Genomic DNA, 23,312 nt, shown 5'->3' with positions numbered 1-23,312 from the left:
TTGTTTTTTCAGATGCATCTGATGATTTTATTGATTTTTATATATCGCTCTTTTCTTTTTTCGATAAGCTATTTTGTTTTTTCTGCGAATGAGTAGAAGGACAATCACAAGTATTAAGATCAAGAAGATGACAGCAAAAGGTATCAGAATGTATGTTGTGATATAGTTTTTTCCATTTCCTTTGATGGTAGCGACTTCGGTAAAATCCATACTTCCTTTAGGCGCTGCACCTTGGATCGATACGATCGCAAAACTACCTTTCTTTGCCTGGAAAAGAATGCGAGTATCGGATTGTGTCGTGGGTAACTGGCGTATGTTTTCACCATCCACAGTTAAGATGCGATATAATTTCCCCTTACTATTTTTAGGTTTCTTTATCGAATACAAAACTTGGGTTTCAGGATCATAACCGGACATATCCTCTTTTCCATCTATGGTAAAGCCTGCTTCATAGGTAACATAATTTGCTTCTGCGACTTTTTTAAACAATGTTTCTTCCTCATTGTCGATGGAATCATGTACATTCACAACGACTGTTTTCGGCATCCATGCATTTAGGAACGATGTCTTTTTCTGCATTGCTAAACTAAGGCCTGATATTTGTAAATCATAGGTATCATCATGAATGAGCACACTGAGACGTGGCTTTAAATTTGGTTGCAAAATGCGATCCACGGCACGTAATACATCATCATCTAAGGGGTTGTTGCTTTCCTGCAAAACATCATTTTGAAATTTTTCTAGTTCAGTTAAGGCATCATCCGTTAACCCTACCTTATCACTATAGGTTTTAATGATATATGCTGCTTTTTCTTGCAGCTTAGATCCGGTGCTTTCACTTTGCTTTTTTACATGAATTTCATAGGATAAGGTTTTTCCCGCATAACGTATTGTTAATGTCTGCGTGCCAAGCGTAGTAGGATCATAGCCACTCACCATATCGGTGGTCAATGAGCGTTCTTGTGTAGAACCATCTTCGAAGCTTACTTGAATCTTTCCTTTTGATACATCCAGGTAATCATGCTGTTGGTAAGTTTGCTTCGGTCTTTCAATAAAGGCGATGTTTTTTACAGATCGATAATTTGCTTTATAAACAATGTCTTTTTCAGCTTTTTTAATTTCTTTGTCCCAACCGATAAATAAGGCATTCTTCTTCTCAGGTTCTAAGATAATCGGAATTTTACCACTCTCTATTTGCATAGTGATAGTATGTGAACCTGGATAGAAAGTGCCTCCATTGGCATCAAAACTGACATCGACATAGTTTTTTTCATTTAGATGCTTTTCATTTGTGATAAAAGAAAGTTCACTGGCTTTTACATACCCATAACTTTTACGATAGTTATATGTTGGATTTGCGGAAACATTTCGATCATTTGTCAAAGGTACATCGGTTTGTACAAGATACCAGACAGCATTTCCTTCTGTTTGTTTATCCAAGAGAAGCAAACTGGCTTGCGTGCCTTTGGGAATAGCATATAATGTCTTCGCAGCTTCTTTAGGATCTTTTCTGACATTAACTTTTTTAGTGCCGGTAATACCAATCGCATACTGATTTAAGTCTTTATCTTGTAAGGCATGATCAATGTCATAATAGTATTGTGCCGCTTTTTCACCCCAGTAAGGATCGCTAGCATAAGAAACATTCATACCGCCCGCTTTGTTTCCGAAATGACCGCCATGGTATTGAAATTGGTTCGGATTTAAATAAGAGGATGATATGTAATGGGCTGCATGAGCGTAAATACTGTCACTTACGCGTAAGTAGCGTGAGGCATTTTTTTCTACATCAGAATCATAGGCCGCATGACCAAACAAATTGTTGCGATTATAAGATAAGGCGCTGCGTCCGCTGGCACTTTCGTTTAAGGCTAAGGAAAGCATCATAAGGGCATTTGCGCCAAACTGATTTTGGTATTGAAAAAACCCTTTTTCCCCTTGTACGATCATAGACTGAGTGAGAATGTCATGCAGATAAGTACCTTCAAATTTGGTGATAGATTGTTTTAAGAGACGAGTGTTTTGCAAATAAGCATGAACATCTTCATAGGAATAAGCGGTTGTCGAACGATGATTGACATATTGATAATAATTATAATATGGCTGTTTTGCGTTTACTGCTTGTGTATGGATACTTTTGCGCACATCTGTGATCATGGCAGAAAAGCTTTTATAAAAATAATGACTGTCATAGCTATAGTAAATTGTCTTTTCTTTAAGGTAAGAAGGGGCTTGACCTAAATGCAAAACATTATCATAGCCCTTACTGGCAATATCACTTTTCAAATAATGCAACAAGATACCATTATGCACCTCAAAGTGTGAAACATTTGGAAGAGTAGTAAGGGGATGGATTGTCACATTTTCAATGGAAGTAGATCCGATGACACCTGACAATTGAAATTTCACCATACCATTGCCATCGTTATATTCTAAAAAGGCTCCATCGGCACCATAACACCCATTGGTATAACCTTCCTCTTGATTCGCTGCATTTGTATAGGTAATATTGACACTGCAATCTTGTGCTTTTTTAAATTCAACTACGCCATTTTCTATCGATAAAAAGGTTTGTCCTTTTGCTATGCCTAGATTTTCATATTGATGCTGTAAAAGGGTATGAGAAACCTTAGCAGCAGCATAGGAATCATTTTCTTTGATGATTTCATAATGGCCGTCTTCTGTAACATTGACCAAGCGAATCTTGTTATCATCTGGCAACGCAGAATCATCTTTTTTGGCTTGCACAGGCATTAACAAGCTGAATGCTGTTACGATACTTAAAATGATAGGAATTAACTTTTTCATAAGACACCTCTTGTTGTTTTATGTAATCATTATAACGTATAAATCTAATCTAGCGTATGGTATTTAAGAAAATGTAAGAAAACGTTCAGATGATCAGATAATAAAATAAAAAAATAATACGCGAGTATTCAACCAAAAGATCATGAAAAAAGTGATGAAGACTTGCTAAAAAGGTAGTTAGCAAAAGCGTTTATCAGTACAGAATTTCTGCCTTGTGATACAATTGAATAAAATAGAAATAGGTAGGCATTTTCATAAAAAATGATATATGAAATCATTAGGATATCGAAATTAGATATGGTATACTAATACTGGTAATCATAAGGAGGATATAGTTATGTCAACACCACATAATGCGGCAAATGCCGGTGATATTGCAAAGGTAGTATTAATGCCTGGAGATCCATTGCGGGCGAAATTTATTGCCGAAACTTATTTGGAAAATCCCGTACAGTTCAATACGGTTCGTAATATGTTTGGCTATACGGGCACTTATAAAGGTGTACGAGTTTCGGTTATGGGAAGTGGCATGGGAATGCCTAGTATTGGAATCTATTCCTATGAATTATTTAAGTTTTATGGAGTTGAGGCAATTATTCGTATCGGAAGTGCCGGAGCATATACAGACAAACTTGATCTATTTGACTTAGTTCTGGCAGACGGTGCTTGGAGTGAGTCAACTTTTGCGAAAGCACAGGCAGATGTTGATGGCGATATACAGTATCCAAGCGAAGAATTGAATGCAGCCATTCGTAAAGCAGCAGAAAAATTGGATCAGCAATTAGTTGAGGCAAGAATTCATTCCAGTGATGTTTTCTATCATGAGGAAAATGTAGATGGACATAAAGAATTCTATGAAAAACATGGTTGTGTCTGTGTAGAAATGGAAAGTTTCGCCTTGTTCCATAATGCTAAAGTGCTGGGTAAAAAAGCGGCTTGTTTATTAACTATCAGTGATTCTTTAGTCACAAGTGCCGTTACTACAGCTGAACAGCGACAAACATCCTTTCATGCGATGATGGAAGTTGCCCTAGAAACCGCAATTTCATTATAAAAAAGTAAGAAAAAACAGTTTCAATAAGTTGATATGATCCCTCTAAAGTAAACAACGGAAATAAATAAAACGTAGTTTATGAAAGGAGGGATCTTTTCTTATGGGAAGGAAAAGCAAATACACAATAGAACAGAAAGTTGAAGCAGTGCAGGATTACAAGAGTGATAAACGTGGAAAAAGCCAGATAGGTTATAATCTGAAATTGTATAAATCTGGAAATGATTTATATAGATGGGTGTCACTTTATGAATGACAAGGTGAATCAATAGATTCAACCATTAGAAATACAACAAGAAACGTGTGAAACGAATCATTTTATAATATGAGAGACCACAAGGAAGACATTGTGAGCAAACACCAAAAGAAGTAAGGACAGCAGCGTTATCAACAGTGAATAAAGTTAAATGCGTTGATTTACTTCTATTGGATATTGTTCATTTAAGACATTATAGAAAAAGATGACCTATCTTTACGACAAGTCATCAATTACTGATTTTATTTATTTCACCTGTCTACTTGACAGGGGGCAGATCACTTTTTCAAGATTTTTTCCAGAGTAGCTACATCTAATAAATTCACTGTTTGAAATTGTCCTTTATAAAAAACGGCAAAATTATTAAATATGCAAGGAAGCTGCTTAGCTTCTTGTAAGGAATCCACTTTCAGAAAGGTTGCAGGTATGGCATGTTCTTCACAATATTGTTGCAACTTTTCAATTTTTTGATAGATAAAAGGGCATTGCATATCATAATATATTGTTAATACGGTATTTTCAATCTGCTGTTTCTTAGCGGTCTCATTAAAGTGAGGAAACGTTCCATCAAAGGAGAGAGCCAGCAATTCATATGCATGGGCAGTATCGACAATCTGGAAACCATATTTCTTGGCAAAACTTTGATCTGATAGCCAAGCTTTTTGCTTAGTTGCTCCAAGCATACAGATACCGGATTTTCCTTTCGCTTTAGCATCCTGAATGCAATACTCTAATAAGGCCTTACCATAGCCATTGCCTTTTTCTTTACTTTCTACCCATAAGCAATAAATATACATATAGTTCTCACCGCAAATAGGCACCCAGGCAGATGCTAATGGAGCATATTCAATAAAGACAGTTGCTTTTTTATTAAGTTTACGAAAGGTATGACCTTCCTTTAAACGTTGTTGTAACCAAAGACGTTTTGCTTCAACACCGGGATGTTTTTTCTTACTGCGAATGATGCAGCATAAATGTTCATCAGCTAGATTCTCCATTGTCAAATTTATAAATTCAGCACACATACTTATTCCCTCATAAATACTTTCCAGTACGAATAGTATAACTTGATATGGATAAACTTACAAGAAAATAAACTTCTTTACCTAATGATAAGGTGATAAAATAAGGCTTTAAAAGTTATTACCCTTATGAATATACCTATTTGTAAGAGTACCACCTGCATGTTGAAAGGGCAGTAGGCATTAGCGTTGACTTATCAATTCCCCTCTTTTATAATAAGCATGAACCCAGCACCCCTGGGGGGAGGTAACTTTATGACACCGGAAAGAAAAAAAGCATTACAGAATCTAAAAACAGCCAGAGGACAGATCGATGGCATCATCCGTATGATTGAGGATGAACGCTATTGTATCGACATTTCAAATCAAATCATGGCCAGTCAGTCACTGTTAAAGAAAGCAAATCTGCATATACTAAGTGGGCATTTGCACACATGTGTAAAAACAGCGATTGCAACAGGTGATTCTGATGAAAAACTTCAGGAAATTGAGGATGTTTTAGCTATTCTTTTGAAATAGCCCATGTGATGCTGTTAAAAAGTGGATGTTGCTAGGAGGTATACTATGAAAAAGACTTATCAGATTGGCGGTATGAGCTGCTCGGCTTGTGCGTCAGCTGTTGAACGAATATTAAAAAGAATGGATGGCGTAACCAGTGCGCAGGTAAATCTTGTACTAGAAGAAGTCGTTGTTGAAGGTGAGGATTTGCCGGCTTTTGCGGATATGCAGAAAGCTGTGGAAAAAGGTGGGTATCAATTGCTGGAAAAAAGTGATGCGCAAATGCAGACATGGACAGTAAAAGGTATGAGCTGTGCAGCCTGCAGTGCATCCGTAGAACGCATCTTAAAACGATTCGATGAGGTAGAAGATGCCAGTGTAAATCTCATCATGAACAATGTGACGATAACGTATCATGAAAAAAACTTTAAGGCTTGGAAAGAAGCTTTGGAAAAGGCCGGTTTTATTTTGGAAGAGGAAAACGAAGAAGAGCAGGTAGTGTTGGATATCGAAGGCATGAGCTGTGCGGCTTGCAGTGCCAGTATTGAGCGAGTGTTGCGTAAAAAAGATGGTATCTTACAGGCGGATGTGAATCTTGTGATGAATCAAGCGGAAGTTCGTTATGATAAAAAGCGTATTAAACTCAGTGAAATTCTAGAAGCGATTCAAAAAGCCGGTTTTAAAGGTCACTTACATGTGGAAAAAACAATCGAAAAAGAAAAACGCTCTTATGAAAAGTTACATGTTTACGGTACACTGGTCTTGGCTTTTTTCCTCTTATATATCGGTATGTCCCATATGTTGGGAAGTATTGAATTGCCTTTGCCAAACATTATTTCTTATAAGACGCATCCTTTTAATTTCGCAGGTATCCAATTTGTGTTAGCAACGATCATCTTGATCAGTGGACATCATTTCTTTACCAGAGGGATCAAGGCGTTGCTGCATAAGGCACCGAATATGGATACACTGGTAGCGATTGGTACCGGAAGTGCATATCTTTATTCTTTGGTATCTCTTATGCAAATTTATCAAGGCAATGTCCATGCCGTCCATGCTTTGTATTTTGAAGGTGCCGGTGTTGTTGTGGCATTGGTGCAGTTTGGCAAGCATTTGGAAAGCATATCCAAGAAGAAATCCACCGGTGCTATTCAGGCATTGTTGCAACTTCGCCCACAGACGGCTACGCTTTGGCGAGAAGGTAAAGAAATCCTCATTCAGATTGAAGAAGTTAGTGTCGGGGATACCTTGGTCGTAAAACCGGGAGAACATATGGCAGTGGATGGCATCTTGTTGGAAGGTAGTGCTAACGTTGATGAAAGCATGCTTACCGGAGAAAGCATGCCGGTTAAGAAAACAGTAGGTGATAAGCTGCAGCAGGGAACCATTGATTTAGATGGACGTATTTTAATGCGTTGTAGTGCTACACAAGAAGATACCACATTAGCAAAGATCATTCATATGGTTGAAGAAGCCCAAGGGAAAAAGGCACCTATTGCCCGTATTGCCGATCGTATTTCTTTATTCTTTGTCCCAACGGTCATGAGCATCGCAATAGTGGCTGCTATTATCTGGTACATGGTGACGCAAGATTTCGCCTTTGCTTTAACTATTTTCGTGAGTGTGTTGGTAATAGCTTGTCCATGTGCATTAGGTTTGGCAACCCCAACCGCCATTATGGTAGGTACAGGCAAAGCCGCTCAGTTAGGTATCTTTATTAAAAGCGGAGAAGCTTTGGAAACAGCAAGCACGATTGATACCATTGTCTTTGATAAGACAGGAACTCTTACCATAGGGAAACCGGTAGTAACAGATGTTGCGACACAACAGGATGAACATAAGGTATTAACATTTGCGGCTATGCTGGAACAAGGCTCTAAGCATCCCCTTGCTACTGCCATCTTAACAAAGGCAGAAGAATTGCAGCTATCCTATGAAACCTTATCCCATGTACAAACACATAACGGTTTAGGCTTAAGCACAGAGATGGATGATGGCAGATTATTGGTAGGAAGTCGTAAATTCATGCAGGAAATGCAGATTGCGACCGCCGTTTATGAAGCACAGGAACAGACGTATCTGCAAAGTGGTAAAACCGTCGTTTGGGTCGCAAGGAATGAAGAGGTACAAGGGATTATTGCCATTGCCGATAAGATCAAACCGGAAGTGAAAGCAGTCGTCAAACAATTGCAGGACGCTCATATAGATGTGTATATGCTAACCGGAGATAATGAAATCACAGCGCAGGCCATTGCTTCTTCAGCAGGCATTACCCATGTGATTGCACAGGTATTACCGGATGAAAAAGGAAAGGAAGTCGAACGATTACAAAAGGCAGGCCATACGCTTGCGATGGTTGGCGATGGAATCAATGATGCTGTTGCTTTAACGCAAAGTGAAGTTGGTATTGCGATAGGAAGCGGCAGTGATGTAGCTGTTGAAAGTGCCGATATCGTTTTGATGAAAGATAGTATTGAGGATGTCGCAACAGCGATTCGCTTATCCAAAGCGGTTATCCGCAATATCAAGCAAAATCTATTTTGGGCATTCTTCTATAACAGCATTGGTATTCCGATTGCCGCAGGTATTTTGTATCCGTTCTTTGGTATACTGCTATCACCAGTATTTGCCGGTGCAGCGATGGCATTTAGTTCGGTATCAGTCGTATCAAATGCGTTACGTTTGCGTAATTTCAAATAATAACATGAAAAGCTCTCACAGAAAGGAGAGCTTTTCTATTTAGAATTTGTTGTTTAGAACTGGTCGTTTAGAATTTGTTGTTTAGAATTTGTTGTTAAGAACCTGTTGTTTAGAATCTGACGTTCAGGCGATGACGTTTAGGATAGGCATGATATGAGGAATGACAAATGACTTTTTACTTCTGAATACTTCCTGTATACCTTCAAGATACATTATAAGATACCTTATAAAGATGAAAGAAATTGTATGAAATATTGAGAGACAATAGCACTGATAATATTAGAAGTTAATAACTCAGCGTGTTTTTTCATAAATTCCTTTAAGCCATTTGTGTCCTTATGAAAAATCTTTTTCGTTAATTGTTTAAGTTGAAATCTTTGTATATCTTCTACCGCTAATTTCGATAGTAAATTAAAACAATCATCTTCTAATGTTTGCCATTGAATAGCTTGTTCACTGTGAATATAAATCGGGCTATTATCTCCAACACTAACCACGCTATGTTCGATTTTTATATCTTTCATTTCGCATTCCCATAAATAGGACTATCATCACCAAAGGTAATGACAGAATCCTGAACGTTGATCGATACACTTGATTCATTTGAACCATTTAGATAGTTTTCTATGGTTTCCATGATTTTATAGGCAAAGGTTACATTTTTAAAATTAATTACGATATAATACCCCGATACTAAATTAATATAAAGATTTTTACCTAATTTTTTATTCCCTTGAACAATACAATAAATATAAAATGCACTTAAACCAATGACAATGGTTCCTACCAAAGGTTGATAAGAAAGTAATGCAAGTCCTATGATAAAACCTATGAAAACGCCGATCGTAATTCCTTTCTTTTTTGGTTCAACCATGGATATACTTTCAATATTACATACTTGAATAATACGGCTGTTTAATTCAATAATGTTTTTATTAATTTTGAAAGAATCCGTTATAATTTCTAATTCATTGTCTTGCGTACTGAATAATTGTTTCAATTCCATTGCTTTTTCCTCCCTCTATAAGGGCATTATAAAAATTTCATAGGTTAATTCAATATATTTTTTATTTTCTTATATTTTCTGAAAAATTCCCTTTGGTAATTATTTTTTTAGATGGCTAAGATACATTTATTTGTATAAATTGTATAAAATAAAACTGTTTTTTGTGAAAAATGGTTTTTCCTTCTGTGAAATTATGTATAGATAGTAAGTTGTTATGTAAAATATCTTCGAAAGGTATCAAAAGAATGCAAATGTTATTCTTTATCATAAAAGTAGTAAGAAATAATAGTGAATATGTATCTGAATGAATCAGCTTTATCTAAAAAAAATGAAAAAAAACATTTAAGTTTGTGAATATCACCTAAAAATGTAAAATGTTGATGAAAAATAAAGAAAGTTATAGTACAATATAAACATTGAGTAAGAAATGGAAGGTGCTTTATGAAACCAATCGTATGGATCGCTTTTATCGTCGTTTTGATTATTTCTGTAGTTGGTACACAATGGTACAAACGCAGTACATTCAATAAATTATTGAAATGTTTACAAAATCAGGATTTTGACAAATTCTTCACTATCTTAGACTCGCTTGCCTGCAAATACTTTTTTGCGCCATTTAATCGTGAACATATGCGTTTAAATGCCTTCTTCATGATGGGAGATAGTACCAAGATTCGTGAGCAGTTTGATTTGATCTTAAATATGCGCATCAACAAGAAGCAGCGTTTAGATGTATGCATGAAGGCATTTTACTTCTATGTAGATGAAGAAGATAAGGTGAAGGCAAAAGAAATCCTTGATCGTATGCAAGGTGTAACGGATGAAACATTATATGAACAATGCAATCTGATTTATGAGATCTTATTATTGAAGAAAACAGATTATATTGATGTGATGGAAGAACACGTGAAAGCATGTGAACCAGGCTTTGATCGAGGCATGTTCCATTATCTGTTGGCATTACAGTATAGCTATTTAGATCAAAAGAAAAAAGAAATGGAACACTTGCGTATTGCGAAAACAGATATGAAAGATACACCATATGAAACAAAAATCAATAAAATGATAAAAGGGAAATAGTTAAGTAAGAGAATGTCTGCTATTAAGAAGGCATTCTTTTTTTCTGCCAGTATCTTCCTTGTGCATCTCAGTTGCGTAAACCATAAGATTCTCTATATACTAACGGTAAGAGAAAAGGTGGAAAATGTATATGAAAATCATAAAACGCGATGGTACCATTCAAACATTTGATTCTGAAAAAATGATCCAAGCGATGAAAAAAGCTTTTGTGACGGATGTTCCTATGGATCAGTTAAAGCAGATCGCAATGGAAATCACCCAAGAAATACAAGGCTCAGCTAAAGTCAGCGTAGAAGATATCCAAGATCTTGTAGAACAAAAGCTGATGGCATATCAATTTTATAATGAAGCTAAGGCTTATATTTTATATCGTGAAAAACGTAAAGAAAAACGGCAAATGCTCTTAGAACTATGCCATGAGGTACAGGATGAAAAACTATTGCCCATCTTTATGCAAATCCAGAAAGATTTTGATGAAACATATGATTTGCATGCACTTTATATCAAATTTCATTCCTTTTTAAAAGAAACCATGGGGCATGAAGAACGCTTGCAAATGCTTATGAAAGCATGTGTCGAGCTGATTAGTAAGGAAACACCGAAATGGGAATATATTGCAGCACGTTTTTTGAGCTACCAACTACATCAGGAAATTAATGCCCGTATGAAGCAACTGCAGCTTACTTCCTTTTATGAGAAGATTCAGTATTTAAGCAAACAAGGGTTATATGGTGCTTATATGTTAGATGCTTATCAGAAAGAAGAAATCGATGAACTAAAGCGATACGTAAAGGATGAGCGTGATGCTTTGTTTACATATAGCGGTTTAGAATTAGTGGTGAAACGCTATTTACTGCGTACGCATGATTTACAGCTGATGGAAACGCCACAGGAAATGTTTATGGGAATTGCCATGCATCTGGCAATACCTGAGACGAATCGTGTATATTGGGCAAAACAGATTTATGATATCCTAAGTACCTTAAAGGTAACAATGGCAACACCGACGATGGCCAATGCTCGCAAACCATACCATCAACTATCCAGCTGTTTTATTGATACGGTGGCAGATACTTTAGCTAATATTTATAAGTCTATTGATAACTTTGCGCAAATTTCCAAATATGGCGGTGGCATGGGCCTTTATTTTGGAAAAGTACGCGCAAATGGCAGTGATATTCGGGGATTTAAAGGAGCAGCCGGTGGAGTAATTCGTTGGATCAAGCTGGTCAATGATACCGCAACAGCAGTGGATCAGCTAGGAGTGCGTCAGGGAGCGGTTGCAGTGTATTTGGATGCATGGCATAAGGACTTACCTGAATTTCTAAATTTACGTACCAATAATGGAGATGATCGCATGAAAGCTCATGATGTCTTCCCGGCTATCTGTTATCCGGATTTATTTTGGAAAATGGCGAAAGAGGATTTAAACGCAACATGGTATCTGATGTGTCCGCATGAGATAGGGAAAGTGAAAGGCTATCAATTAGAAGATTTTTATGGCGAAGAATGGGAAGAACGTTACTTTGACTGTGTGAATGACGCTCGCATCTCAAAACGTGAAATGATCTTAAAAGATCTAGTGCGTCTGATTCTAAAGTCCGCGGTGGAGACAGGAACACCTTTCACATTTAATCGCGATCAGGTAAATAAAATGAATCCCAATGGGCATAAGGGCATGATCTATTGTAGTAATTTATGTACAGAAATTGCCCAAAACATGTCAGCTATCACTTTAACAGAACCACAAATCATAAAGGTTGATGAGGAAGAGATTGTTGTAAATAAAAGCAAGCCAGGCGATTTTGTTGTTTGTAATCTAGCGAGTCTATCCTTAGGTAATATCGATGTGACAAACAAGCAAGAGCTTTCACATATCATACATACGATCGTTCGCGCATTAGATAATGTCATCGATTTAAACTACTATCCGATTCCATATGCAGAAATAACAAATCGTCAATATCGAGCAATTGGCTTAGGGGTTAGCGGATATCATCACATGCTGGTAAAACAAGGTTTGCGCTTTGAAAGTGAGGAACATTTGCAATTTGTGGATACGCTGTTTGAAACGATCAATGCTTATGCCATTCAGGCAAGTAATGTTTTAGCCAAAGAAAAAGGCAGTTATCAATATTTTAAAGGGAGTGACTGGGACAGTGGCGCTTACTTTACGAAACGTGGTTATCAAAACGAAAGTTGGCAGAAAATCGGTCAGGATGTTCACACATATGGGATGCGCAACGCTTATTTGTTGGCTGTTGCGCCAACTAGTTCAACATCAATCATCGCGGGCACCAGTGCCGGTGTAGACCCCATCATGAACAAATATTTTTTAGAAGAGAAAAAAGGCAGTATGATTGCCCGTGTGGCGCCTGATCTTAATCCACAGACTTTCTGGCTTTACAAAAACGCCCATCAGATACAACAGGAATGGATCGTGAAAGCTGCTGGTATCCGTCAGCGCCATATCGATCAGGCACAGTCTGTAAACTTATATATCACAAATGAATTTACATTGCGCACGGTTCTGAATTTATATATCCAGGCATGGGAAAATGGTGTTAAAACACTATATTATGTGCGTAGTAAGGCATTAGAAGTAGAAGAATGCGAATCTTGTGCATCTTAAAGGAGAACTTATGACTGATTTAAAACGAAAACCGTTATTTAATGAACATGGGGATTGCGATGTAATCAACAGACGCATGATCAATGGCAATACCACGAACCTCAATGACTTTAACAATATGAAATATACTTGGGTATCTGACTGGTATCGGCAAGCGATGAACAATTTCTGGATTCCTGAAGAAATTAATCTGAATCAGGATGTTAAAGACTATCGTCGATTATCGCAGGCCGAGAAGAATGCCTATGATAAAACCTTATCCTTCTTAATTTTTCTAGATTCTATTCAAACGGCAAATTTGCCTAATGTAGGGGACTATATTACCGCAAATGAAGTCAACCTCTGTTTAACTATACAAGCCTTTCAAGAGGCATTGCATTCACAAAGTTACAGCTATATGTTGGATTCCATCTGTTCTTCGCAAGAACGTAATGATATTTTATACCAATGGAAAAATGATGCGCGTTTATTGGAAAGAAATAAATTTATTGGCGATTTATACAATGATTTTATTACCCATCATGATGGCATCCATTTAATGAAGACGATGATGGCCAATTATATATTGGAAGGTATTTATTTCTATTCCGGTTTCATGTTCTTTTATAATTTAGGTCGTATGGGAAAAATGCCAGGTTCGGTACAAGAGATACGTTATATTAACCGTGATGAAAATACCCATTTATGGCTTTTCCGTTCTATGATCCTAGAACTGCAAAAAGAAGAACCACAGCTTTTTACACCTGCGTTGGTGGAAGAATATAAGGATATGCTGCGTTATGGGGTAGAAGAAGAAATTCGCTGGGGCTCGTATGTGATAGGAAATGATATTGAAGGCTTAACAATGCAAATGGTTCGCGAATATATCTATTACCTGGGAAATTTGCGCAGCACATCATTAGGCTTTGGAACCTTATATGAAGGCTATGAAAAAGAACCGGCATCCATGGAATGGGTATCGATGTATGCGAATGCCAATTTGATTAAAACGGATTTCTTTGAAGCCCGCAGTTCTGCCTATGCAAAGTCAAGTGCATTAGTGGATGATTTATAATCTTTTAACGCTTAGCATAAATTATGTATACTAGGTTTGAAACATCGTTTTAGCGGGTATCGACGATAAAAATTACCTATGCTATAATTTTGTTAACCATTATAAATGTATTCGCATGAATGCATCATTACTGAGAAGAGGTATAGTTTATGAAGATAACCTGGGTAACCTTAAGCGTTTCTGATATAAAGAAAAGCATTGCTTTTTATACAGAAGTTTTCGGTATGCAAGTAGTATCACGTTTTCATGGAGGTATACATGAAATTGCGATGTTAAAAACGAAGAATGAGGTCTTAATTGAGCTTATTCAAAATCGTAGGGAAGCTGATAAAGAAGTAGGAAATGGAGTATCCATCGGTTTAGAGATAGAAAATCTCGATGCTTTCGTTGCGATGTTATTAAAGAATGGTTATGAACTAACAGGTCCTATTGCTCCAAATCCGACCATTTGTTTCTATTTTATAAAAGATCCTGATGGTTATACATTACAACTGTTAAAACGATCCTGATGAAAAAGGCAAATATAAAATGGAATGAAACCAATCACAATGGTTTATTTCAATTTGCCTTTTTTTATTTTGCCAGCATTACCATATAAATACTTACTCTATTTGCCAGTGTTAACCTAAGTAACCCTTCTTACGATAAGGCCACCATCACCAACAAACTTTTTTATTTTATATATCCATTTTTGTGGATTAATCCTCGTGGTAAGATGAATAGGCATCTGATACATTATTTAGTTAAAAAAGAAAAAACGGATGAATTACCGTATTAAAATGCCCCTCCCTTTTTCCCTATATGGGAAAAATACCGTATTAAAATTCCCTATCCTTTTTTTCAGGGAAGATTATTACATGATATCTTATAGATGCAGAAAGGTGGAGATGTGTCCTTGAAAGATGCGAAAACAAATTATTATGTACGCCAGGTATTATCAATTCTGATGGATGGGGATATCGTCTCAACAGGCAAAATCGCGTCAGAAATCGGATTAAGTGAAAAATCGACACGAAATAAACTCAGTGCGATAGAAGATTACCTGCGTGATAATGATCTAGGCGAAATCTGTAAAAAACCAAGGGTAGGTATTTGGTTAGAGGCTGATGAAAAACAACGCTCACGCATTGTCAGAATGTTGGAAAGCAGCGATGAAATCAGTGTCAGTTATGATGCTATGGAAAGAATGATGCTGACTTTAAAACGTCTGTTTCGCATGTTGCCTAATGAAACCATGACAACACAGCAGTTGGCAAATGAATTATATGTTAGCACGCCAACCGTATTGAAGGTCATCAAAGAATGTGAAGAATGGTTGGGCAGATATCATATTGTTATTGTAAATGAACGTAATCGTGGTTTGCGGATGCAGTATGAGGAAAACAATTATCGAGTGGCTTTAAAAAATCTCATTATGGGAAAAGGAGATCTAGAAGAAATTAGAAAGAATATGTTCTATTTCTTTGGAAATCTGGATGTCAATCTGATAAAAAAATGCATTATCGAAACAGAAAATGAATGGAATTATCGTTTCACGGATGATTCTTTTCATGAAATTCTGATTTATTGCTGCCTTGCCTATCAGCGAAAAGATTTTAATTCACATCTGCGTTATGACAATGAAGAATTAGAATTAATCCAGCGTTACAACGAATATCCATTTACCGTGGCAATCTTCAAAAAACTACATGAGAAAATGCATATTCTGGTATCGAATGAAGAAGTGGTATTTCTCTCTATTCAAATCATGTGTTCGAAGTTTATTGGACGCAGTGAGTTGAGTGAAACACTTGGACAAGTAAAACAGTACGATGATAAACTGATTGGTTTTGTGAATCGTATGCTGGATGTTATCGGAAATATTCTGGACGTTGATTTGCTGAGTGATGAAAAATTAAAGGAATCTTTGATATTTCATTTGCGACCAACGATTTTCAGGATTCGTTATGGAACACCGCAAAGCAATTCTTTAGTGCCATTTATTAAGAAAGAGTATAAAAATGTTTTCCGAGCAACCTGGGCTATCAGCATTTTATTTGAAGAGACATATGGTTTACAGATTACCGAAGATGAATTGGGATATATCGTGCTGTACATTCAATCTGCCATTGAACGAAAGACTAGACAATATCGGGTATGTCTGTTAACGGATTCCAGCCGCGGACATGCACAATTGTTAGTAGAACGTCTGCGTAAGTTGGTTCCTGAAATTAATGAAATTCGTGTGGAAGGTATTCATGATTTTAAATTGGAAGAGCAGGCGGAGATGGATATGATCATCACACCGCACACCTTGCCGTTTCATGATAAACGAATCGTCGAAATTTCTAATATTCTAAGCGATGGTGGTATCCTGAAGCTGCGTTCCCATATGGAGGAATTGAATCTTAAGACAGATGATGTGCCAAATCCTTTCTCACCTATTTGTTTTCCACTATTTTCTCCAGACTTGATTTTTATGAATTTGGATGTGAAAGATAAAACGGAATTGTTAATTTATTTGTCTCAACAGATGGAAAACAAAGGCTTTGTAACTGGAAAATTCTGCGAGAGTGTCTTGGAAAGAGAGAAAGCAACGACGACTTCCATAGGAAATGGCGTCAGTTTGCCACATGGGGCACAGAGTGAAGTCAATAACTCGAAAGTCGTTATAGCAACCTTGAAAAATCCTATTCTGTGGAATGATGATTTAGTAGATGTAGTGTTTCTATTAGGATTCAAGATGGATACACCAGATGAAGTAAAACGCATCCAGGTGTTCTATAAACAATACATCTCATTAGTAGAAACAGATGAAAAAGTACAGAAACTTAAGCAGATGAAATCGAATGTAGAATTGTATAAATATTTAATTCAATAGGGAGGATATTACAATGAAACTGAATGATGTATTAGATGAAAGAATTATCGATATGCATGTGCAGGCAGAGAATAAGGATGAAGCTTTGACTGTACTGGCACAGAGGTTAAAGGATGCAAATTATATCGATGATGTAGCATCTTTTAAGAAGGATATTTATTTAAGGGAAAGTGAAGGTATGACAGGAATTGGCAATTATGTGGCTATTCCTCATGGTAAAAGTGATTCTGTGACCAATGTTGGTATTGCTATTGGTAAGTTGGATCATGAAATAGAATGGGAGACGCTGGATGGGAATGGCGTTAAGCTGATTTTCCTCTTTGCTGTTTCCAATGATCATGAATATGCGCGGAATCATATGTTATTGTTAGCAGAAATCGCACGTAAGCTTGGTAACGATGAAGCGATTGAAACCTTGTTGAAGGCGGAAACAGTAGAAGAAATCAAAGCGGTTTTTAAGGATTAATTTAAGGGGTAATTAGGATTGCTACAAATCATTTTATGATTGTGTTACATGTAGAAAGTAAAAAATCCGCGCGTTGATAGGATTCTTGCTTTTAAAGAGTGAAATAAAGGGTGAATAAAAAATAGGAAGATTTTGATCATGTTGATAAAATAAGATCAAATCTTCTTTTTTTATTGTGTTTTGAATGTTACATGTTTGAAACCGGTATACGTTTCATTATTGTTAAAAGAGGGCTGGAGAATCGAGAATGAAAGTTTTTCGATAGTTTCCTTTCGAATATATTAAGTAACTTGTATTTTGATACTGCTGTACGCACTATGTGTTATAGTTTATCAAAAGGTGAAAGAAGTCTTACGCTTAGGGTGAAAGAAGTTTTCTCATAAGATGAAGGAAGCTTCACAATAAATAAAATTCGAAAAATGAATGAAACCTTTTGAAAGGAAAGGAAGTTGTTTCAAAATGATGAAATGACTTATTTAAAGGTTAATAAAAGGAAACGAAATAACTTTTTAAAAAGACAAATAGACCCTATTAAAAAGATGAAATCCTTTATAGAAAGGCAAGCGGTAATATGTATAAAAAACAAGATAATATATGTATATCAACTAAGATGCTAGCATGTTTGCGGAAGTTATATCCGATAGGAACAAGAGTGGAATTAGTGAAAATGGATGATGTACAAGCTCCTCCTGTAGGTACAAAAGGTACGGTTTATGGAGTTGATGATATTGGCAGTTTGCTAGTACATTGGGATAATGGAAGTACGTTGCATGTTTTATATGGGATTGATGTTTGTAAGATTTTAAAATAATCAGTGAATAAGCTCGTGGATAAGATGGATTAATTGAAATGGTAAACTATTATTAAGAATGAAGCAAAATTCAATGGTTTTATCATTTTTATTTTATATGAAGATACAGTTAATAGAATAGATATCATAGGGTGCCCTTCTTATAGGCAAATTCAAATAATTATGTCGTTTGTACTTTCAATTGGGAAAATTTATCTTATCCAAATGAAAAAATCGTTTATAATAAGCGAGTAAATTTCAAAATGGGGATGAAATTTCCACCAAGATGAGGTAAAATTGATATTGTGAGCGACACTATAAAGGAATTTGAACTGGAGGAATATATATGTATAACGAGAATGATGAATTGTATGAAGTAAATGATTATGATGAAGATATTCGCTGTCGTGAAGCCTTGATAGAAGAGGCAAAGAATTTGCCAGAGACAGCAGATTGGAAAGAAATCTTAAATTTAAAGAAAAGATGGAAAAGAATTTCTTATTGGGATTCTGCATATGAAGAAAAATTGTCAGAAGAATTTGATAGTTATATTGATGTGTTTTATGCAAAACGTAAAGAGGGATATCAAAGTAATGAAGTATTGAAACATGAACTGATTCAGCGCGCTGAAACATTAGCCGAAACAGATAATTGGAATCAGGGAAGTGAAGAAATGAATGAACTGATGAATCAATGGAAAGCAACAGGTTCTGCCGGCAGAGATACCGATGATCAATTGTGGGATGCATTTAATGCAGCACGTCAAAAGTTTTTTGATCGTAAACATCAGCATTGGGAAGAATTACAATCAAAATTTGGCAATGCCCGCCAAGTAAAAGAAGACTTGATTAAAAAAGCTGCTGCTCTTGTAGATTCTAAGGATTGGCAGAAAACAAGTGAAGAGTTCCGCCATTTGATGGAAGAGTGGAAAGCTGTTGGAAGTGCTGGTAAAGAGTATGAAGATCAGTTATGGGCAGCATTTAATGAAAGCAGACAAACATTCTATGAACGTCGAAATGTATATTATAATGAATTACACGCTGAGCAAGATCAAAAGTATGAACAGAAGAAGGAATTAATTGCTAAAGCTAAAGTAATTGTTGATAGGAATGAATATACGAGAGAAAATACAAAAGAGATGAAAGATCTCAATGTGGAATGGAAAACAATTGGTTCCTGTGGTAAAGATAAAGAAGATCAGGTTTGGAAAGAATTCCGTGAAATTATGGATGCCTATTTTAATGGTTTGAAGCAATGGAACGAGCAAAAGCATCAGCAATGGCGTCAACGTATGATGGATGCGCGTTCTCGCAAACAAGAGCTTGTACAAAACCAAAAACGCCAAATCAAGCGTATGCAAGATGAAATGGTTGGTCTATTGGGACAAAGAGCTATTGATGAAATGGAAGAGCGTATAGAAGAAAAGAAAGAGTTCATCCAACAGTTAGAAGAAGAATTAGCAGATATTGAGAAAAGATTGAATGAGCAATAATGTACCTAAGCTAAGCGCAATGCTGTTTAAATACTAGTTGTGGCATCTAAACACAATGCTGTTCAGATGATAGTTATGGCATTTAAATGCAATGCTGATTAGATGATGTTATGAAATCTAAAAGCAATGCGGATAAGATGATGTTATGAAATCTAAAGCGTTGCGGATAAGATGATGTTATGTAATCTAAAGCGATGCGGATAAGATGATAGTTGATGATTATAATCAGCAATAAAAAATTGCCGGTATTGCTGGAAATGAAATCCTTATAGCATGGTATGAAGGGGAGTAACTATGCAATAATATAATGAAGTTATTTGGCATATCCTTTCGTTATGAATTTAGTAAGTAATCCTTGCTATTCATGGCGAAAGGTTTTTTTATACGTCGAGATAAGTGCTTACTAGAAATATTATATCGGAGTCAGTAAAATAGATAATAATAGATGCGGAAATTGTAATATTTTAAAAATAGGAAGTAATGATTTTTTTTAATAACATAAAGTTATTGTATGTAGTGAAATTCTTCCATTTTAGTTTCGAATGAGGTATAGTGTAAATGACATAAAAACAAGAAAGAGGTTTGAAAATGGGACGATTACAATGGGATTTAATCACTAGTGAAGAACGTATTCCAAGTAGAAAGACAAAAGAGGCACATCGATATCGCAGCGAAATAGAAAGCGATTATCATCGTATAATCCGCAGTGCTTCTTATCGTCGACTACAAGATAAAACACAAGTTTTTCCTTTAGATCATAGTGACTTTGTAAGAACAAGACTGACACATTCTATGGAAGTCAGCTCTCTAGCAAAATTAATGGGAAAACAAGTGTGTAATGTGATATTAGAAAAACAATTAGAAGATGAAGGACATCAGCCAGATACTATCAAAGTTATGGAAACTTTAAATTGTGCAGGATTGCTACATGATATCGGGAATCCACCATTTGGTCATTTCGGCGAATTCAGCATACGCGATTGGTTCAAAAAAAACTTGGACATAAAAGAATTCAAAGGTAGAAAGTTGCGCAACATATTAGATCCGCAACAAATTGCAGATTTGGAAAACTTTGAAGGAAATGCCCAGGCATTGCGTATTATTACGAAATTGCACAGGTTAATAGGAAAAAATGGAATGCATCTTACATCTGCTGTTATGGATACAATTATAAAATATCCATGCGATTCTTTGACGATGATGAAGGAAAAACAGAAACCTAAACATGAACGCAATTTACTAAAAAAGAAAATTGGGTATTTTCAAAGTGAGCAAGAGCAATTTGCTATAATAAAGAATAATACCGGTACACGAAATACACGTAATCCACTGTGCTTTTTATTAGAGGCGGCAGATGATCTTGCATACACTTTTGCTGATCTGGAGGATGGTTATAACAAAGGATTATATACATATCAAGATTTACTGGATGTTGTCATTAAAGCTGGCGATGAGAAAGGAAAAGCGCTATTAGAAAAAGAGTTGGAAAACGGAATCCAGGAGCAAATTGGATCTAAAACATCAGTGGATCCTTATAAATATGCAGTCTTTTCTTGGCTTACAAAAAAACAACTTTATAGTGTTTCAAGAGTTAGTGATGCTTTTATCCTTCACTATGATGAAATTATGAATGGCGAATTTTTTGATGAATTAATCACAGAAAGCTCTGAAGGTAAACTAATTAATGCGTTGAAAGAATTTGCCTATCGACGCATATATTGTCATTCTTCAATTCTAAAATTAGAATTGATGGGAAATGAAATTCTCAGCTTTCTGTTAGATCGCTTTGTCGATGCTTTATTGCCATATGATACAGATATAGAAATTACGGAGATACAAAAAAAGTATATTGATCTTTTATCACAAAATTATTTAGAGCAATATCATGAAACAGCAAAAACTGTAAAAAGTGAAGAAGATAAAGTGTATGCCCGCTTACTACTTGCTACGGATTTCATTGCAGGTATGACAGATAGTTATGCGAAACGATTATATCAAGAGTTAAGAGGAATTTGATAAAGTTTATTATATGTTAAAGACATCGGGTGGTTATAGCTGCCTGATTCTTTTTATATGAAAGGGAGCATTGAAAATTTTATGAAAATCGAGATATAAAGCAAAGAGAGAGTTTAAATTACTTTTGCTTGCATTTAAATATATTTAATCAAATCACTTTAAAATATAAAGTCACTATGTTATACTGAGTTCATAAATGATAAGGAGGCAATATTCATGAAAAAATATGATGCAATCATGATTGGATTTGGAAAAGGAGCAAAAACTTTGGCAGCAGAGTTCGCAAAGCAAGGTAAAAAAGTCGCGATGATAGAAAAATCGTCAAAGATGTATGGTGGCACATGCATTAACGAAGGATGCATACCATCAAAATCTTTGATTGTACAAGCTGGTAAAAGAACCTTTTCTGATGCTATTAACAAAAAAGAAGAAATAACGTCAATTTTGAGAAAAAAGAACTTTGAGAAGCTGAATCAAAATCCTAACATTGATGTAATTACCGCTAAAGCAAGCTTTGTAAACACCCACGTAATTTCATATGAAAATGAAAAGGGTACGAAAGAAATATATGGTGATTATCTTTTTGTTAACACAGGAAGTGTTCCTATCATCCCTAATATTCAAGGTATCGAGCATACAAAACATATATACGTAAGTGCTGATATAATGAAAGAGAAAGAACAGCCTAAAACGTTAGCAATTATTGGTGGCGGATATATTGGCTTAGAATTTTCAAGCATGTTTGCTCGTTATGGAACTCAAGTGACCGTTTTTGAATATGGTGATCGTCTTGTCAAGCGAGAGGATGAGGATATCGCTTTACATATACAACAAATATTAGAAAGACAAGGTGTACAATTTGAGTTTAAAAGCAATGTCCTTTCGGTGGAAAATGTAAATGATTCTGATGTGATAGTTACTTATAAAAACAAAGATGGTAATATACAGCAATTAACAGTAAATGCTGTGTTATTGGCAACTGGAAGAAAAGCTAATACAGATGGATTACATCTTGAACAAGCCGGTGTAGAAACAGATGCTCGTGGAGCTATTAAGGTAAATCGATATCTACAAACGTCTCAGCCACACATCTACGCAATGGGTGATGTTAAAGGCGGACTACAATTCACATATATTTCATTAGATGATTATCGTATTGTAAAAGATCATATATTTGGTGATAAAAAACGTACAACTGATAATAGAGGAGCGATACCCTATTCTGTCTTTATTGAACCAACTTTTTCACGCGTAGGGATGAGTGAAGAGGAGGCAAAAAATGAGGGGTATGAAATCAAAGTGGCGAAACTGGCAGTTTCTGCTATACCACGAGCACATGTAAATGAATGCAAAGAAGGCGTGTTAAAAGCAATTGCTGATGCCAAAACGGATAAAATACTAGGGTGTGTATTGTTGTGTACTGCTTCAGAAGAAATGATCAATTTCGTTCAGCTTGCAATAAATCTTGGATTAAAGACTTCAGACATAGCAAACCACATTTTCACTCATCCTACAATGAGTGAGGCGTTAAATGATCTGTTTGGTAACTTCTGATATGATTAAATTTATAAACAAAATGTT

Annotated in this window: 17 protein-coding genes; 13 read left to right on the top strand and 4 right to left on the bottom strand. The window is 35.9% G+C overall.

Going from position 1 to position 23,312, the window contains the following annotated elements; genetic code table 11:
• Positions 1–27: 27 nt before the first annotated feature.
• Entirely contained in the window at positions 28–2,808 is a 2,781-nt protein-coding gene (locus KJS44_RS11340; protein WP_008687198.1) for a glucosaminidase domain-containing protein, read from the bottom strand.
• Between the two features lie 337 nt (positions 2,809–3,145).
• On the opposite strand from KJS44_RS11340, the gene deoD reads away from it, so the two are divergent.
• Positions 3,146–3,862: a purine-nucleoside phosphorylase gene (gene deoD, locus KJS44_RS11335; protein WP_008687199.1), complete on the top strand. Its 717-nt coding sequence runs from the start codon at positions 3,146–3,148 to the stop codon at positions 3,860–3,862.
• Between the two features lie 531 nt (positions 3,863–4,393).
• Here the strand turns inward: deoD and KJS44_RS11330 are convergent.
• On the bottom strand, positions 4,394–5,140 hold the full coding sequence (locus KJS44_RS11330) for an N-acetyltransferase (protein WP_213540109.1): 747 nt from the start codon (positions 5,138–5,140) through the stop codon (positions 4,394–4,396).
• Between the two features lie 252 nt (positions 5,141–5,392).
• On the opposite strand from KJS44_RS11330, the gene KJS44_RS11325 reads away from it, so the two are divergent.
• Positions 5,393–5,656: a metal-sensing transcriptional repressor gene (locus tag KJS44_RS11325; protein WP_008687206.1), complete on the top strand. Its 264-nt coding sequence runs from the start codon at positions 5,393–5,395 to the stop codon at positions 5,654–5,656.
• A gap of 45 nt (positions 5,657–5,701) precedes the next feature.
• Positions 5,702–8,335 (top strand): heavy metal translocating P-type ATPase, encoded by a 2,634-nt coding sequence (locus KJS44_RS11320; protein WP_008687208.1) that lies wholly within the window; start codon positions 5,702–5,704, stop codon positions 8,333–8,335.
• Positions 8,336–8,559: 224 nt separating this feature from the next.
• On the opposite strand, the gene KJS44_RS11315 is transcribed toward KJS44_RS11320, so the two are convergent.
• Both KJS44_RS11315 and KJS44_RS11310 read right to left on the bottom strand, forming a co-directional pair.
• Positions 8,560–8,859 (bottom strand): hypothetical protein, encoded by a 300-nt coding sequence (locus KJS44_RS11315; protein WP_008687209.1) that lies wholly within the window; start codon positions 8,857–8,859, stop codon positions 8,560–8,562.
• On the bottom strand, positions 8,856–9,341 hold the full coding sequence (locus tag KJS44_RS11310) for a hypothetical protein (protein WP_008687211.1): 486 nt from the start codon (positions 9,339–9,341) through the stop codon (positions 8,856–8,858). The genes KJS44_RS11315 and KJS44_RS11310 overlap by 4 nt, the downstream gene beginning before the upstream one ends.
• A 441-nt stretch (positions 9,342–9,782) precedes the next feature.
• Here KJS44_RS11310 and KJS44_RS11305 point away from each other — a divergent pair, with 441 nt between their 5' ends.
• The 10 genes from KJS44_RS11305 (at position 9,783) to KJS44_RS11260 (ending at position 23,285) form a co-directional block, all read left to right on the top strand.
• On the top strand, positions 9,783–10,421 hold the full coding sequence (locus KJS44_RS11305; RefSeq protein WP_008687213.1) for a hypothetical protein: 639 nt from the start codon (positions 9,783–9,785) through the stop codon (positions 10,419–10,421).
• A gap of 130 nt (positions 10,422–10,551) precedes the next feature.
• The gene (locus KJS44_RS11300; protein ID WP_008687214.1) at positions 10,552–13,053 is read left to right on the top strand and encodes a ribonucleoside-diphosphate reductase subunit alpha; all 2,502 of its coding nucleotides are present in this window, start codon (positions 10,552–10,554) and stop codon (positions 13,051–13,053) included.
• Between the two features lie 10 nt (positions 13,054–13,063).
• Positions 13,064–14,107 carry a ribonucleotide-diphosphate reductase subunit beta gene (locus tag KJS44_RS11295; protein WP_008687216.1) on the top strand — a complete coding sequence of 348 codons (1,044 nt, stop codon included), beginning with the start codon at positions 13,064–13,066 and terminating at the stop codon, positions 14,105–14,107.
• 149 nt (positions 14,108–14,256) lie between these two features.
• Positions 14,257–14,616, top strand: a complete 360-nt coding sequence (locus KJS44_RS11290) for a VOC family protein (protein ID WP_008687219.1) — start codon at positions 14,257–14,259, stop codon at positions 14,614–14,616.
• A 380-nt stretch (positions 14,617–14,996) separates the two neighbouring features.
• Positions 14,997–16,967, top strand: a complete 1,971-nt coding sequence (locus tag KJS44_RS11285; RefSeq protein ID WP_226896988.1) for a BglG family transcription antiterminator — start codon at positions 14,997–14,999, stop codon at positions 16,965–16,967.
• Between the two features lie 13 nt (positions 16,968–16,980).
• Positions 16,981–17,433 carry a PTS sugar transporter subunit IIA gene (locus tag KJS44_RS11280; RefSeq protein ID WP_008687222.1) on the top strand — a complete coding sequence of 151 codons (453 nt, stop codon included), beginning with the start codon at positions 16,981–16,983 and terminating at the stop codon, positions 17,431–17,433.
• Between the two features lie 622 nt (positions 17,434–18,055).
• On the top strand, positions 18,056–18,244 hold the full coding sequence (locus tag KJS44_RS11275) for a DUF4314 domain-containing protein (RefSeq protein WP_458574480.1): 189 nt from the start codon (positions 18,056–18,058) through the stop codon (positions 18,242–18,244).
• Positions 18,245–18,569: 325 nt separating this feature from the next.
• Positions 18,570–19,715 carry a DUF349 domain-containing protein gene (locus KJS44_RS11270; protein ID WP_008687226.1) on the top strand — a complete coding sequence of 382 codons (1,146 nt, stop codon included), beginning with the start codon at positions 18,570–18,572 and terminating at the stop codon, positions 19,713–19,715.
• Positions 19,716–20,303: 588 nt separating this feature from the next.
• A complete protein-coding gene (locus KJS44_RS11265) occupies positions 20,304–21,731 on the top strand; it encodes a deoxyguanosinetriphosphate triphosphohydrolase (RefSeq protein ID WP_008687229.1) in 1,428 nt (475 codons plus the stop codon).
• 216 nt (positions 21,732–21,947) lie between these two features.
• On the top strand, positions 21,948–23,285 hold the full coding sequence (locus tag KJS44_RS11260; protein WP_008687230.1) for an FAD-dependent oxidoreductase: 1,338 nt from the start codon (positions 21,948–21,950) through the stop codon (positions 23,283–23,285).
• The last annotated feature ends 27 nt before the right edge of the window (positions 23,286–23,312 follow it).

This window comes from Longicatena caecimuris (genome assembly GCF_018406465.1).
Taxonomy (GTDB): Bacteria; Bacillota_I; Bacilli_A; order Erysipelotrichales; family Erysipelotrichaceae; genus Longicatena; species Longicatena caecimuris.
Note: the sequence above shows the minus strand (reverse complement) of the source record. Positions and strands in the feature narration are given on the sequence as shown.

Excerpts from the sequence above, each read along its gene's own strand:
- KJS44_RS11340 (WP_008687198.1), bottom strand. The coding sequence starts at position 2,808 with ATGAAAAAGTTAATTCCTATCATTTTAAGTATCGTAACAGCATTCAGC.
- deoD (WP_008687199.1), top strand. The coding sequence starts at position 3,146 with ATGTCAACACCACATAATGCGGCAAATGCCGGTGATATTGCAAAGGTA.
- KJS44_RS11330 (WP_213540109.1), bottom strand. The coding sequence starts at position 5,140 with ATGTGTGCTGAATTTATAAATTTGACAATGGAGAATCTAGCTGATGAA.
- KJS44_RS11325 (WP_008687206.1), top strand. The coding sequence starts at position 5,393 with ATGACACCGGAAAGAAAAAAAGCATTACAGAATCTAAAAACAGCCAGA.
- KJS44_RS11320 (WP_008687208.1), top strand. The coding sequence starts at position 5,702 with ATGAAAAAGACTTATCAGATTGGCGGTATGAGCTGCTCGGCTTGTGCG.
- KJS44_RS11315 (WP_008687209.1), bottom strand. The coding sequence starts at position 8,859 with ATGAAAGATATAAAAATCGAACATAGCGTGGTTAGTGTTGGAGATAAT.
- KJS44_RS11310 (WP_008687211.1), bottom strand. The coding sequence starts at position 9,341 with ATGGAATTGAAACAATTATTCAGTACGCAAGACAATGAATTAGAAATT.
- KJS44_RS11305 (WP_008687213.1), top strand. The coding sequence starts at position 9,783 with ATGAAACCAATCGTATGGATCGCTTTTATCGTCGTTTTGATTATTTCT.
- KJS44_RS11300 (WP_008687214.1), top strand. The coding sequence starts at position 10,552 with ATGAAAATCATAAAACGCGATGGTACCATTCAAACATTTGATTCTGAA.
- KJS44_RS11295 (WP_008687216.1), top strand. The coding sequence starts at position 13,064 with ATGACTGATTTAAAACGAAAACCGTTATTTAATGAACATGGGGATTGC.
- KJS44_RS11290 (WP_008687219.1), top strand. The coding sequence starts at position 14,257 with ATGAAGATAACCTGGGTAACCTTAAGCGTTTCTGATATAAAGAAAAGC.
- KJS44_RS11280 (WP_008687222.1), top strand. The coding sequence starts at position 16,981 with ATGAAACTGAATGATGTATTAGATGAAAGAATTATCGATATGCATGTG.
- KJS44_RS11270 (WP_008687226.1), top strand. The coding sequence starts at position 18,570 with ATGTATAACGAGAATGATGAATTGTATGAAGTAAATGATTATGATGAA.
- KJS44_RS11265 (WP_008687229.1), top strand. The coding sequence starts at position 20,304 with ATGGGACGATTACAATGGGATTTAATCACTAGTGAAGAACGTATTCCA.
- KJS44_RS11260 (WP_008687230.1), top strand. The coding sequence starts at position 21,948 with ATGAAAAAATATGATGCAATCATGATTGGATTTGGAAAAGGAGCAAAA.